Consider the following 14,434-nt stretch of genomic DNA (forward strand, 5'->3'; position numbering starts at 1 on the left):
TGGGTCAGCCCAGCTGCACCCACGCCGGGGCGTGATCGCTTGGCCGTTCCCAGGTGCGCGGCTCGCGGTCGATGCCGGCGTCGATGCAGCGGTCTTTCAGGGCGTCCGACACCAGTGTCAGGTCGATCCGCAGGCCCAGGTCACGGCGGAACGCCGCCTGGCGGTAATCCCACCAGCTGAAGACGCCGGCGTCGTCGTGGTGCAGGCGGTAGGCATCATGCAGGCCCAGGTCCAGCAGACCCTGCAGGGCGGCGCGCTCGGCGGTCGAGGTGAGGATGTGGCCCTCGTTCCACAGGGCCGGATCGTGCACGTCGCGATCATCGGGAGCGATGTTGAAATCGCCCATCACCACGACGTCGGAATGGGCCTGCAGTTCGGCGGCGATCCACTCGTGCGCCGCTTCCAGCCAGCGCAGCTTGTAGGCGTACTTGTCGGTGCCGACGTCCTGGCCGTTGACGACGTAGAGGTTGATGATCCGCACCCCGGCGACGGTGGCGGCGATCACGCGTTTCTGCTCATCCTCGAAGCCGGGGATGCCGATCTGCACCTCCTCCGCCGGTTCCCGCGACAGGATGGCCACGCCGTTGTAGGTCTTCTGGCCGCTGAACACGCTGCGGTAGCCCGCCGCCGCCAGGGCGGTGTCGGGGAAGCGCTCGTCCTCGAGCTTGGTTTCCTGCAGGCCGACCACGTCGGGTGCGAACGCGGCCAGCCATTGCTCCAGGTGCGGCAGGCGGACATTGAGGGAGTTGACGTTCCAGCTGGCGATTTTCATGCCGACAGTCTAGCCGGGCGCATGCCGCGGGCTGAAGCGCAGGAGCGGGTCCGGCTCAGTCCGGGCGGGCATCGCGCGCGTCGGCCACATCGAGCATCTCTTCCATCCGCGCCAGCGTGTCGTCGTCCCTGATCACCCGCTTCAGCCAGACGTGCAGTGGCATCTCGCCCCAGCGCGCGGCCTTGTCGGCGAGGTAGGCGACCGGGCTGTGCGGTTCGGAGCGGCGGAAGAATTCGGCGACCCGGCGCAACTGCGCGATCGCTTCCTTGCGGCTCGTCAGGGCGTCGCCGTTGCGGGAAGGGGTGCCGGCAGCGACGGGGGCGGGTGCGTGCTGGTCACCGGTATCGGCTGGAGCAGCTTCCTCGCCGCCCAGCAGCACGCCGGCCTCGCGGGCGAAGCGCCGGATGGTGGCTTCCAGGTGCTCCAACTGGTCGCGCAGGGCGGTGAAGGCGGGGCCATCCGGGCCGAGGCGGGCATCGACGGCGCGCTCCATGGCATCCAGCGCATCGCGACAGTCGGGTGCCAATTCCACCAGGCGGACGTAGAACCCGTGCGACGTATTGCGTCGGGCCGCTTCCAGCGCTTCCGGTGCGGGTCGGCCAGCGTCTTCGTCCTGGCCCCGGCGGGCAGCCTCGAAGTCGGCCAGGCCGAAGCGGCCCTGCGGTGCGCAGGTCAGCGGCAACTGGCGCAGCCATTGGATGGCATGGGCCGTCAGCCAGCCCAGGTTGCCGATGCGCTGCTCGAGGTCGTCGTCCTCGACCTGCGGATGCAGATCGTCCCAGAACCGGTCGCACAGGCCGGCCACCAGGCGGAAACCGCGCGCGAGGCCGGCGAAACCGTGGTTGCGGGTCTGCGCTTCGCACCACCACACCGCCAGTTGCAGGTCCTTGCTGCGCTCGCGCAACAGCCCGGCACACAGGCGCTCCACCGCGGGCCAGTCGGCCGTCTTGAGGTCGGTGACCCACTCGCCCTGCGCCAGCGACGGGTCGTCGGCGCGGCGGGCGTCCTGGATGGCGTCGTATTCCGGCGAGAACGACAGGTCCTCGCCAACGGGGTGGGCACCGGGAATCGGGCCCAGCAGATCGTCCTGATCAAGCATCAGCAGTCCATTGCGTAGCGGTAAACGCGCCAAGCTTAACGAAATTGCCGGAGGGAGTTGTCGCGCCTGACGGGATCTTCGGGGTGGATCTGCGCCGGGAGCCGGAGCCGGCATCGTTCCGCTGCGCAGACGACCCGGAGTTGTCGCAGTGCCGTCGGGCCAGGTTCCGGTGCCCTGCTCTGGCGGGGGTGTCCCGTTGAGGGGGCTGCCGACCGGCCCGCGATATGTCGGGCCGGCCGGTGTGTGCTTTCCGCGTGTCCGTTCGAGCGGACGCTACTTCAGCGCGCGCTCGAACAGTTCCAGGATCCGCCGGTACTCGTCGTACCAGCTGTCGGGGTGGACGAAGCCGTGGCGCTCGAGCGGATAGCTGGCCAGTTCCCACTTGTCCTTGCGCAGCTCGATCAGGCGCTGGGCGAGCATCACCGAGTCCTTGTAGAACACGTTGTTGTCGATCATGCCGTGGGCGATCAGCAGGTGGTCCTGCAGGCCGTCGGCGAACTCGAGCGGCGAGGAGGCCAGGTACGCCTCCGGATCCACTTCGGGCGTGTTGAGGATGTTGGAGGTGTATTCGTGGTTGTACTGCGACCAGTCGGTCACCGGCCGCAGGGCGGCGCCGGCCTTGAACGTGCCGGGCGACTTGAACAGCGCCATGAAGGTCAGGAAGCCGCCGTAGCTGCCGCCGTAGATGCCGGCGCGGTCGACGTCGGCCTGCTTGTTCGCGCCCAGCCAGGCCAGACCGTCGAGGTAGTCCTGCAGCTCCGGCGTGCCCATCCGGCGGTAGATCGCGGTGCGCCAGTCGCGGCCGTAACCCTCGGAGGCGCGGAAGTCGAGGTCGAGCACGACATAGCCGCGCTGGACCAGCAGGTTGTGGAACATCTGTTCGCGGAAATAGACCGGGTAGCGCTCGTGCACGTTCTGCAGGTAGCCGGCGCCGTGGACGAACATCACCACCGGGTACTTCCTGCCCGCCTCCATCACTGGCGGGCCGTAGAACTTGCCCCAGATCGGGCCGGCACCGTCGCTGGACGGGATCTGCACCATCTCCGGCTGGATCCATTGGCGCGCCTTGTAGGCGGGGGTGCGGGTGTCGGTCAGGGCGACGGTGTCGCCGCCGGCGATGTCGACCACGGCCAGTTGCGGCGGCAGGTAGCTGCCGGAATGGCGCACCAGCAGTTTCGCGCCGTCGGGCGACAGGGCGAAGGTCTCCACACCATCCAACGCGGTGACTTCGCGCACCGCGCCGCCGCTGCGGTCGACCGCGCAGACCTCGTAGTCGCCGGGCCGGCTGCGGTTGCAGGTGAAGAAGAAGGTGCGGCCGTCGGCGCCGAGCACCGGCGAGGAAACCTCCCACTGGCCCGAGGTCAGCGCGCGCGGGGCGCCGTTGCCTTCGGCCAGGTACAGGTGCGAATAGCCGCTGTGTTCCGACAGCAGCCACAGCGCGCCGTCATGCCCATCCGAGGCCGCGGTCCAGCCGAAATCGTTGAAGCCCCAGTTGATCCAGGCCGGGTCGGTCAGGCGGTGGCGGACGTTCAGCGTCGCCTTGCCGGCGTTGCCGCCGGTGGGGGTGACGGTCGCGATCCAGCGGTCCTTGTTGTCGACCGCGCGCAGCAGCACCGCCGCGCTGCGGCCGTCGTCGCGCCAGTGGATCGCCGGGCCGCGGGTGTCGCCGTCGGTTTCCACCCGGACCGCGCGGTTGCCGTCCAGCGGCTTGAGTTCGGCCTGCTCGCGCAATGCGGCCAGCGGGTCGGTGGCGATGCCGGGCAAGGCATCGAACGCCAGCTCGGCGACCTGGCCGGTGGCGACTTCCACCAGCCACAGGCGGTGCGGCACCGGCGCGTTGCGGCCGACGCGGGTGCGCACTTCCTCGAATTCCTCGTAGCCCGACTCGGTGACGTAGGTCGGCATCTTGCCCGCCTGGCCCTTGTCGGCGGTCTTGGCCTGGGTCACCGCCAGCAGCCAGCGAGCGTCGGGCGACAGGGCGCTGTCGATGAGCTGGACGTCGTCGCCGAGGTACGCGGGCGCCGGGGCGCGGGTCGGGTCGGCGGCGCGCCAGGCCAGGTTCTGCTCGCGCACGGCCTCGCGCTTGGCGCGGTCGTCGGCGAGGGTCTGGATCAGGCGCAGCTGGCGGTCGCGCAGATCGTCGGGCTTGGGCTGGGTCGCGGGGTCCTTCTCGGCCTTGAGCAGCGCGGCCTGGCTCAGGCCCTGGCCGGCACGCCACTGGTACCAGTCGTTGCCGGCGCGGAACACCAGGTTGCCGTCGCGGCTCCACTGCGGCCGCGACTCGGGCGCGTCGCTGCGGGTGACCTGGGTCAGCGCGCCGCTGCGCAGGTCGCGCACGAAGATGTCGCCGTTGCGCACGAACGCGGCCCGGCTGCGGCTGGCGTCATAGACGGGGTTGGCGCCGTCCAGTTGCGCGCGTGCGGCGTCGGCCACCTTGGCGGGCGTGCCGCCGGCGATCGCGGTCTGCCAGGTGTCGCGGATCGACTCGCCTTCGCGCTTGAGGTTGTACTGCACGTGCCGGCCGTCCCATGCCCACCACGCCTGCTCCACCGGCGGGCCGATCCAGTCCGGGTCGGCCATGGCCTGGTCGAGCGTGATCGGGGTGCCGGTGGCGGGTGCCGACTGGGCGGCCGCGGAGGCCGGCAGCAAACCGGGTGGCACGCTGAGCGACAGCACAAGGGCAAGCAGGGAAAGGCGCATGGGCAAGACCGATCGGGTGATGAATGGTGAAAAACCGGCCCAGCCTAGCAGCGCGGCCAACGCGCGCACGGGTCTTCGGTCATGGGCCGGTGTCCGCGGCCTTGCCTGCGCGCGGCTGAACACACCGGTTCGCGCGTACCCGGGTTGTCGGTATGCTTGCGCAATCGCCCGACCCCTGCGCAGCTTCCCCCGGCCGCCGCCATGCAAGCCTACGTCTACAAGAGCCTCCGCAAGGACGGCGCCTATGTATTTCTCGCCGCGCACGACGACTTTCAGTGCGTGCCGGAGGCCGTGCGCGTGGTGCTGGAGCCGTTCCGGTTCGTACTTCAGGTCGAGTTGGACGCGCAGCGGAAACTGGCGCGCGGCAACACCGCCGAAGTGCGCAGCAGTCTGGCGTCGCAGGGGTTCCATGTGCAGATGCCGCCGCCGGTCACGCTGGATCCGCTGACCGGCGACTGGGGCACCGATGGCTGAGCCCTTTCCTCCGCACCCGCGCTGGCCGCTGGGGGTATTGGCCGGGACTGCGCTGGTGCTCGCGGCGCTGGCCGGTTCCGGCGGCTGGCTCGCGGCGGCCGGCGGCATCCTGGCCCAGCCGCTGTTGGCATTGGCCGCGAGATACCAGCGTCGGCAGGCCCCGTTGATATTGGCGAGGCTGCGTACCGAATTCGTTCCGTTGCTGCTGCTGTGGGCCTCGACGGTCGCGGCGTTCGCGCTGCTGGTCGCCTGGCCGCTGTCGGCGTTGCTGGCGGGAGGCTCGCTGCCGGCCACGCTGGGGTTGAGCGTGGCGGTCGGAATTGCCTTGCTGGTGCTGTGGCGGTTGTGGCCGCTGTGGCAGGGGCTGGAGCGTGACGGCGGCGCGCTGGGCGACCACCGCCGCGCGCTGGGCGGGCTGGAACTGGGCGCCTGGCGCGGGTTGGCGGTGGCGTCCGCGGTCGTGGCGGTGGCCGGGTTGATTCTGTGCCTGGCCTGGCCGGGACTGGTGGCCGGCGGCCTGCGCTGGGGGCTGGTGGCGTGCCTGCTGCTGGCGTCCGTCGCGCTGCACCTGTGGCTGCAACGGATCACTCCGGCGCAGGCGCTGGAGTATCTGGGCGATGCGTCGTTCGATGAGGAGCCGGTCGAGGCCGGACACGTCGATAGCGGGGAGTCCGTCGCGGCTATTGATCCACCCGCCATGGGCGTCACGGCTCCAGCGTCACCCGCCGAACCGGTTGCGGAACTCAGCGCGGAGGCAGTACCTCTGGGCGGCGATGCGGCGGCAACCCGTCCCGCGCCGAGCGAGCCGCTGGAACCGGCGCTGTACGACGCCGCGCGCAGCGGCCGGGTCGAGCGCGCGCTGGAATTGATCCAGGCCGGCGCCGATCCGCATGCGCCGCCGCCGGTCGAGGACCGCGACCAGCGCAGCCTGGCCGTGCTCGCGGCGGTCTTGCCCGACCTGCGCCTGTTGCGCGGCCTGATCGAGCGCGGGGTCGACCTCAACCAGGCCCATGCCGGCATCACCCCGCTGCTGGCGGCCACGCGCGACAGCTGGCACGGCCGCCCGGACGCGGTCACCACGCTGCTGGCCAACGGGGCCAATCCACGCGCGGTCGATGGCGAGGGCAATACGCCGCTGCATTTCGCCGCGCGCAGTTCCGATCCCGGCGTCGCCGCGCTGCTGCGTGATGCGGCGGCCGAGCTGGACGCGCTCAACCACGACGGGCTGTCCCCGCTCGGAGTGGCCTGCGCGGCCGGCAACTGGCGGCTGGCGCGGTTTTTGCTCGAACGCGGCGCCAGGCCCGAACCCGCCGGCGGTCAGCCGGCGCTGCTGGCTGCGGCCGGTGGCGAGGAGGACGATCCGGCCGGGGTGTCGTTGCTGCTCAAGTTGAAGGCCCACGCCAATGCGCGCAACGCCGCCGGGCGCACGGCCTTGCACGAAGCCGCGCGTGCCGGCCACGGCGAGATCGTCGCGGCGCTGCTGGCGGCGGGCGCCGACCCGGCGCTCACGGACGAGGAAAGCCGCCACTCCCTGCACGAGGCGGCGCGGGGCGGCCATCTGGAAGTGCTGGCGCAGCTGCTCGACAAACTGTCGGACCGCGCGCCCGCCGCTGCCGCCGCATTGGACGCGCAGGGTTGCAACGTATTGATGCTGGCCTGCATGGCGGACCGGACCACGCCGGAGCTGGTGCAGCGGTTGCTCGATCTGGGTGTCGATACGGCGCTGTGCGACCAGGCCGGCAGGCGCGCCATCGACCGTGCCGCCGAAACCGGCCGCTGGTCGCTGGTGGCGGTGCTGGACCCGGCCTACGCATTCCCGTCGCAGGTGCGCGGTGGCGAGGAGGCCGCTCCGGTCGACCGTGCGCCGATCACCCTGTTGCGCGAAGGCCTGGAGGACGGCCGCGAACACGCACTGGACACCGTGGCCGCATTGCTCGGTCCGCGTGAACTGGGCGCGCTGTTCCACGATGGCGACACCGCGCTGCCGCCGCAACAGGTGGAATGGCTGCTGGCCCGTGGCGCCGATCCCGAAGTGCGCGACGGCACCGGCACCACGCCGATATTCGCGATGCTGACCCAGGGGCCGGCCGCGATCGCTTCACTGCGGGTCATGCTCGACCACGCGGTGTCGCCGGCCGGTGCGGGCGGTCTGGCCCGCTTCCTGACCGCCTGCCTCGGCCGTGAGCAGGCCGGTGCGGCGCTGAAAGGTCCGGCACTGGAGGCTTTGGCGCTGGAACTGCTGGATCGCGGCGCCGATCCGTTTGCTCCCAATCCAGGCGGCGATCCGCCGGTGGCATTGGCAGTGCGTCTGGGCTGGGCGCGCCTGCTGGACCGGCTGCTCGCGGCCGGTGTCGACCTGGATGCCCGCGACAGCCGCGGCATGAGCGCCCTGCATCTGGCCGCCGCGCTGGGTCGCGAGGACCTGCTCAAGCCGCTGGTCGCCCACGGCGCCGCGCCGGGCCTGCTGGCGGCCGACGGCCAGACCCCGCTGGGCGTCGCCCTGGCCAGCGGTCGCCGTGACCTGGCCGACTGGCTGGACTGGCGCGGCTGGCCGTTGCCGCGGCGTCGCCTGCACCCGGCCGACGTGCCGGCGGCGGCGATGGTCGGCGACGCCGACGCGGTGCGCCGCCTGCTGGATCTGGGCCTGCCGGTCGATGCACTCGACCACCAGGGCTGCAGCGCCCTGCTGCGCGCGGCCGGCGGCGGTCATCGCGCGGTGGTCGACCTGTTGCTCACGCGCCGTGCGGATCCCGGACTGGCCGCCGGCTCGGGAGCGACTCCGTTGTCGGCCGCCGTCAGCATGCGTCATGCCGACATCGTCGATCGCCTGCTGGTCGCCGGCGCGGATATCGAACAACGCCTGCCGGGCGGCCCGACCGTGCTGATGGTGGCCTGCGCACTCGGCCTGCCCGACCTGGCCGCGCGTCTGCTGGGCTCCGGCGCCAACGCCCACGCGACCGATGCGCAGGGCCGCACGGCGCTGCACTGCGCGGCGATGTTCGGCTTCGGCGCGCGCGACCGCACCCGGCTGGTGGCGTTGCTGGACACCCTGCTGCTGGCCGGCGTCGACGCGAATGGCATCGAAGCAGGCGACAGCGCAATGGGTGGCGGCGTCGAAATGGAGCGTGCCGCGGCCAGCGGCAATGCCACGCCGCTGCTGTTGCTGCTGGGCGCCTGCGCCGAGCCGGGCAGTGCGGCCGACGAAGAGGTGCTGATCGCCGGCCTCGAGCAACTGCTGGACCACGACGCCCGTCTCGACGCGCAGGACCCGCGCGGCTTCGGTCCGCTGCACCTGGCGGCCCTGCACGGCCTGCCCGGCGTGGTGGGCTGGCTGCTGCGCGCCGGTGCCGACCCCGACTTGCGCGACACCCTCAACCGCAGTCCCCGCGAGATCGCGGTGATGCGCGGCTTCGTCGATATCGCCGCCCAGCTCACCCCGAGCCATCCCGGTGCTGACGTGTCGATGGCCCGGTTCCTGCGCGACCAGCACTGAGTCCGGCGACCGCCGGTCTCACGCCCCGTCGCGAGGTTTGCGGCGCCCGGCGATCCCGCCCAGCACGCCTTCGCCCTGGTCGGCGTCGAACAGTTGCTCCAGCTCGCGGCGTGCCAGCGTGGAGGCCTGCAGGACGGCGTCCTCGTCGTCGTGGACGCGGTACTGGGCCTCCAGCAGGCGCTCGTCGAGCGCGAGGAAGCGTTGCGCGTGATCGTGGGCGATGTCGGCCGGAATGCCCAGCGCGACCAGCACGTCCTCGCCGAGTTTGAGGCTCGAGTACAGCATCTCGCGCAGGCCGTGCGCGCCCAGGTCCATTAGCTGCCAGGCATGGCGGCGGTCGCGGGCGCGGGCGAACACCTTGGCCTTCGGGTACAGCCGGCGGATCACCCGCACCGTCTCCAGGCTGCCGGCGGGATCGTCGATTGCGATCACGAACACCTTCACGTGCTCCGCGCCGGCGGAGCGCAGCAGCTCCGGTCGGGCCGGGTCGCCGTAGAACAGCGGGTTGCCGAAGCGGCGCATGAAGTCCACCTGCTCGGCGCTGTGCTCGATCGCGATGAACGGCACCTTCTGCGCCACCAGCAGCCGCGCAATGATCTGGCCGAAGCGGCCGAAACCGGCGATCAGCACCTCCGGATGTCCGTCCTCGGGCGGCGGCGTGACATCGCGCGGCGGCCGGACGACCGGATGGCCACGCAGCACCCGGGCGACGGCCATCATCAGCAGCGGCGTCAACGCCATCGACACGCCGACCGCCGCCACCAGCCGGTCGCGCATCACATCCTCCAGCAGGCCCGCCTTGACCCCTTCGGAGAACACCACGAACGCGAACTCGCCACCGACCGCGAGCACGCTGCCCAGCTGCAGCGCGTCGCGACGCGACAACCGGCCCGGGCCGATGCCCACCGCGACCAGGATCGCGAACTTCACCGCCATCAGCGCCAGCACCATCAGCTCGATCAGCACCGGCTCGGCCACCACCAGCTTCAGGTCGACGCTCATGCCGACGGCCATGAAAAACAGCCCCAGCAACAGGCCCTTGAACGGCTCGATCTGCGCTTCCAGCTCGTGCCGGAATTCCGAATCGGCCAGCAGCACGCCGGCCAGGAACGCGCCCAGGCCGGCCGACAACCCCGCGCCCTGCATCAACAGCGCCGCGCCGAGCACCACCAGCAGTGCGGCCCCGGTGAACACCTCGGGCATCAGCGAACGGGCGACAAAACGGAACAGATGGCGCAGCAGGAAACGCCCGCCGAACACCAGCGCACTGATCGCCACCAGCGCCTTGACCACCGTCTCCCACCCCAGTCCGCCTTCCGCATGCGCGGCCTGGCCAAGCAAGGGGATCGCGGCCAGCAACGGGATCGCGCACAGGTCCTGGAACAGCAGGATCGCGAATGCCAGCCGGCCGTGTTCGCTGCTCAGCGCCTTGCGCTCGGACAACAGCTGCAGCCCGACCGCGGTGGAGGACAGCGCCAACCCGAGTCCGATCACCAGCGCCGCCTTCCAGCCGAAGCCGGCCAGGGTCGCCAGCAGGCCCAGCACCACGCCGCTGACCAGCATCTGCAACCCACCGGCACCGAACACCGGCCGCCGCATCACCTTCAGACGCGACGGCGACAGCTCCAGACCGATCACGAACAGCATCATCACCACGCCGATCTCGGACGCGGCCAGCACCGGCTCGGCATTGCGGATCACCCGCAGCCCGAACGGCCCGAGCACCACGCCCGCGGCCAGATACCCCAGCACTGCGCCGAGACCAAAACGACGGAACACCGGCACCGCGATCACCGCGGCGAGCAGGAACACCACCGCCAGTTCAAGACCGCCACTGCTCATGCGCACCTCCGGACAGGGCGATTATGCGGCCGCCGCCTGGGTCGTCGGCGTAACGGGCGCAGGAGGCCCGTGTGGCGGCGGGATTGTGGGAACCCGCCCGCGCGTCGGCTTGTCCGTGAATGCACGCCCCAGTAGGCTCGATCCCTTGTTGCTCTGTGGGTGGAGGAAGTCCGATGCGTCTTTCAGCGGTGATTCTGGCCATCATGATGGCGTGCATCTGGCCGGTGCAGGCGGTGGAAAAGCCGGCGCCGGTCTACGGGATCGACGCCACCGGCACCATCGAGATCGGCCCCGATGGGCAGGTGGTGCGGCACCAGCTCGACAAGGGGCAACCGGCGGCGATCGAGCAGGCGCTCGCGCGCAACATCGGGCAATGGCGGTTCGAGCCGATTGTCGTGGACGGCAAGCCGGTGATCGCCAAGACCCGCATGCGTCTGGCGATCGAGGCCTTGCCGACCGCCAGCGAGGACTACCAGTTGCGCATCCGCGGCGTCTGGTTCGGCGAGCCGGGGCGAAGCGCACACGACATGAGGCCGCCGCCGTATCCGCGCGATGCGGTGTACGCCGGCATCGGCGCCAAGGTCGTGCTGGTGCTGCAACTGGACGGGCAGGGCCAGGTGCAGCAGGTGCATGCCGAGCAGGTCAGCCTCGACCGCCTGACGCGCAGCGAATCGCAGGCCGAACGCTGGCGGGGCATGTTCGCCAGGACCAGTATCGAGACGGCCGCACGGTGGAAGTTCAATATCAGCGAAACCCTCGCCGGCCAGCCCATCGGCACCAGTGTGCGGGTGCCGGTGACCTTCTCCCTGACGGAGGGAAGCCGTCGCGAGGGGCCCGACAATGTCTGGCACAGCTACGTGCCGGGCCCACGCGTGCCGGCACCGTGGATCGTCGATACCGCGGTCGCCAGCCAGGACGTGGATTCGCTGAAGGATGGCGACGTGCAGGCGCTGGATTCGCACTTCAAGCTGAGGAACGACCTGACCGGCAGCCTGCTGTGAGCGCGCTGCCGGTTTGATCGCCCTGATGCCGGATCGGGTGATCGATACCGGCCGTGTTGCCGGCAGTGATCCGCCCGCACCGACCCTTCCGGTCCCCACCATAAAAAAGTTCTTCTCCCATCCAAGGGAAAGCGCGACATCTGCGGGGTGGCCGGAGTGCCGGGCGCGAATGCCCTTGTGTGCGAATGTCCACCGGCACCGATGAAGCCGGTGCCTCCTCCTTTATTTCACACCCAAGGGCATTCGCGCCCGTCGTTCCAGCGTGGCGGGGTTCCAGAAGCGCAGGTCGCGCCCCGGCCCTTCCCCGGAGTCGGGAGAAGAACCATAAAAAACGCCCCGCGATGCGGGGCGTTTTGCTTGTTGCTGGATGTCGCGTCTACCGCTTCATCGAGGAGAAGAACTCGTCGTTGGACTTGGTGCTCTTCATCTTGTCGAGCAGGAACTCCATCGCGCCGATCTCGTCCATGCCGTGCAGCAGCTTGCGCAGGATCCAGATCTTCTGCAGCAGCTCGGGCTCGATCAGGTAATCCTCGCGGCGGGTGCCGGAGCGGTTGATGTCGATCGCCGGGTACACGCGCTTCTCGGCGATGCGGCGGTTCAGGTGGACCTCGGAGTTGCCGGTGCCCTTGAACTCCTCGTAGATCACCTCGTCCATCTTGCTGCCGGTATCGACCAGCGCGGTGGCGATGATCGTCAGCGAGCCGCCTTCCTCCACGTTGCGCGCCGCGCCGAAGAACCGCTTCGGCCGGTGCAGCGCGTTGGCGTCGACGCCGCCGGACAGCACCTTGCCCGAACTGGGCAGGACGTTGTTGTAGGCGCGTGCCAGGCGGGTGATCGAGTCGAGCAGGATCACCACGTCTTTCTTGTGCTCGACCAGGCGCTTGGCGCGCTCGATCACCATCTCGGCGACCTGCACGTGGCGGCCGGCGGGCTCGTCGAACGTCGAGGAGATGACCTCGCCGCGCACGGTGCGCTGCATCTCGGTGACTTCCTCGGGCCGCTCGTCGATCAGCAGCACGATCATGTGCACGTCGGGGTGGTTGTGGCTGATCGCGGTGGCGATCTGCTGCATCATCATCGTCTTGCCGGCCTTCGGCGGGCTGACGATCAGCGCGCGCTGGCCCTTGCCCTGCGGCGCCATCAGATCGAGGATGCGGCCGGTGATGTCCTCGGTGGAGCCGTCGCCGCGCTCCAGGGTGAACTTGCGGCGCGGGAACAGCGCGGTCAGGTTCTCGAACAGCACCTTGTTCTTGGACGCTTCCAGCGGCTCGCCGTTGATCGTGTCGACGATCGACAGGGCAAAGTAGCGCTCGCCGTCCTTGGGGAAACGGATGCGGCCAGACAGGTGGTCGCCGGTGCGCAGGTTGAAGCGGCGGATCTGGCTGGGCGAGATGTAGGTATCGTCCGGGCCGGCCAGGTAGCTGGCCTCGGCCGCGCGCAGGAAGCCGAAGCCGTCCGGCAGGATCTCCAGCACGCCGTCGGCGGCGACGCCTTCGCCGTGGCGGGTCAGCACCTTCAGCACCGCGAAGATGACGTCCTGCTTGCGCGCGCGGGCGACGCCTTCGGAGATGTTCAGCTGCTCGGCGATTTCCAGCAGCTTGTAGGCCTGCATCCGCTTCAGGTCGCCCAGCGAGTACTGCGGGAAGCCCTCGGGCACCTGCGGGTTGGCGCGCGGGACGAACGTCTCGTTGCCGCCGTCGTCGCTGGGCAGGCCGTCGCGGTTGCCGCCGCCACCGCCGCCCTTGCGCTCGCCGCCGCGGTCGCGCTTGTTGCGGAAGCGCTCGCGGCGGTTGTTGCTGCGGCCGCCTTCCTGGTCGCGGTTCTGGCCTTCACGCGGGCCCTGGCCTTCGCGCTGGTGCTCGCGCGGCTGGCCGGAGGGCTCGCCATTGCCGCCGTCGTTGCCGGGATGGGGGCTGGCCTGATCGGGGCTGGCCTGGCCGGAGCCGGTATTGCCCGATGCGGTGGACTCCGCGGCGGCGGCGGTCTTGTTCGGCTGGTTCACCGGTGGCACGTTGCCGGCGGCGGCCGTTGGCTGGCTCGCAGGCGACGGTGCGCTGGCGGACTGTGGGGATCGGGCGGGAGCGCTGGCGCTCACGGCCGGTGCACCAGGCTCGGACGGGGCGGCGGCAGCAGCCTTGGGCGCGGCGGCGGGCGGCGCGACTGGCGCGGCCGGGGCCTTGGACGCCGTTGCGGCCGGCGCTTCCGCCTTGGGTGCGGCGGTCCTGGCCGGTGCGGCGTCGGCGGTGGCCTTGCTCACGCGCGGCTTGCGCACGCGCTTTTCGGCGATGTCGCCGGCGTCGGGGATGTTGTCGGACAAGCGGGTATTCCTCGCTAAGCGGCGAGCGCCCGCGATGGCGGGCGAAGCGTCAGGGACGTGGGGTTTCAAGATGGGTGCGGCGGGGAACGGGCTCGCGGGCCTTCGATCAGTCGATTCCGATCAGTCAATCAATGAGCCGCGTGGCCGTTCAGGCACCGGGTCCTGCGAAACTAGCACTGCGCCATGGTGGCCGCAAGTAGGGCGGCGCAGCGCGGCGGCCGGACGGTTCAGCTGCATGCGGAACCATCGCCCTGCAACAGGGCGGCCGGAACCGCTCAGAGCGCCTTGTCGATCATCGCCGCCAGCTGCGCCTTGCCGACCGCGCCGATCTGGGTTTCCTGCACCTGGCCGTCCTTGAACAGCAGCAGCATCGGGATCGAGCGCACATGGTACTTCATGGCGGTGGCGCGGTTGTGGTCGACGTTGATCTTGGCGATCTTGACCCGCCCGGCATAGGTCTCGGCCAGGTCGTCCAGTGCCGGCGCGATCATCTTGCACGGGCCGCACCACTCGGCCCAGAAGTCGACCAGCACCGGCTCGGACGACTGCAGTACGACGGTGTCGAAATCGGCATCGCCGACCTGGATGGTTTTGTCGCTCACGTGATTCTCCTGCGATGGGGCGAACGCCGGCGGCGGATTGCGCCGGGTTTTGGAAGGGGGCTTGCGTTAAACTGGGGCGTTTCGCGATGGCTTCAAGCCCTCGCACGCTGCGGTCAGGGACGAAACTGACCGAC

The 14,434-nt window shown here is 70.3% G+C and carries 9 protein-coding genes; 3 read left to right on the forward strand and 6 right to left on the reverse strand.

Annotated features, from left to right (window positions below):
* Window positions 1–4: 4 nt before the first annotated feature.
* The 3 genes from xth to N792_RS00575 form a co-directional block, all read right to left on the reverse strand.
* Window positions 5–772: an exodeoxyribonuclease III gene (xth, locus tag N792_RS00565; RefSeq protein WP_036191492.1), complete on the reverse strand. Its 768-nt coding sequence runs from the start codon at window positions 770–772 to the stop codon at window positions 5–7.
* 55 nt (window positions 773–827) lie between these two features.
* Window positions 828–1,871: a type VI secretion system protein TssA gene (tssA, locus tag N792_RS00570; protein ID WP_036191495.1), complete on the reverse strand. Its 1,044-nt coding sequence runs from the start codon at window positions 1,869–1,871 to the stop codon at window positions 828–830.
* A 273-nt stretch (window positions 1,872–2,144) separates the two neighbouring features.
* Window positions 2,145–4,571 carry an alpha/beta hydrolase family protein gene (locus N792_RS00575; protein WP_036191498.1) on the reverse strand — a complete coding sequence of 809 codons (2,427 nt, stop codon included), beginning with the start codon at window positions 4,569–4,571 and terminating at the stop codon, window positions 2,145–2,147.
* 201 nt (window positions 4,572–4,772) lie between these two features.
* On the opposite strand from N792_RS00575, the gene N792_RS00580 reads away from it, so the two are divergent.
* Both N792_RS00580 and N792_RS00585 read left to right on the forward strand, forming a co-directional pair.
* Window positions 4,773–5,045: a YcgL domain-containing protein gene (locus tag N792_RS00580; RefSeq protein ID WP_036191501.1), complete on the forward strand. Its 273-nt coding sequence runs from the start codon at window positions 4,773–4,775 to the stop codon at window positions 5,043–5,045.
* Window positions 5,038–8,538 carry an ankyrin repeat domain-containing protein gene (locus tag N792_RS00585; protein ID WP_052103217.1) on the forward strand — a complete coding sequence of 1,167 codons (3,501 nt, stop codon included), beginning with the start codon at window positions 5,038–5,040 and terminating at the stop codon, window positions 8,536–8,538. The genes N792_RS00580 and N792_RS00585 overlap by 8 nt, the downstream gene beginning before the upstream one ends.
* A gap of 18 nt (window positions 8,539–8,556) precedes the next feature.
* Here the strand turns inward: N792_RS00585 and N792_RS00590 are convergent, their stop codons facing one another.
* Window positions 8,557–10,380, reverse strand: coding sequence for a monovalent cation:proton antiporter-2 (CPA2) family protein (locus N792_RS00590; protein ID WP_052103218.1), 1,824 nt, complete (start codon window positions 10,378–10,380; stop codon window positions 8,557–8,559).
* 173 nt (window positions 10,381–10,553) lie between these two features.
* On the opposite strand from N792_RS00590, the gene N792_RS00595 reads away from it, so the two are divergent.
* Window positions 10,554–11,381, forward strand: coding sequence for an energy transducer TonB (locus N792_RS00595; protein WP_156969247.1), 828 nt, complete (start codon window positions 10,554–10,556; stop codon window positions 11,379–11,381).
* 376 nt (window positions 11,382–11,757) lie between these two features.
* Here the strand turns inward: N792_RS00595 and rho are convergent, their stop codons facing one another.
* Together rho and trxA are read right to left on the reverse strand one after the other, a co-directional pair.
* The gene (gene rho / locus N792_RS00600; protein WP_036191504.1) at window positions 11,758–13,698 is read right to left on the reverse strand and encodes a transcription termination factor Rho; all 1,941 of its coding nucleotides are present in this window, start codon (window positions 13,696–13,698) and stop codon (window positions 11,758–11,760) included.
* A gap of 275 nt (window positions 13,699–13,973) precedes the next feature.
* On the reverse strand, window positions 13,974–14,300 hold the full coding sequence (gene trxA, locus N792_RS00605) for a thioredoxin (RefSeq protein WP_036191507.1): 327 nt from the start codon (window positions 14,298–14,300) through the stop codon (window positions 13,974–13,976).
* Window positions 14,301–14,434: the final 134 nt, after the last annotated feature.

It is taken from the genome of Lysobacter concretionis Ko07 = DSM 16239, from assembly GCF_000768345.1.
GTDB classification, from domain to species: Bacteria; Pseudomonadota; Gammaproteobacteria; order Xanthomonadales; family Xanthomonadaceae; genus Novilysobacter; species Novilysobacter concretionis.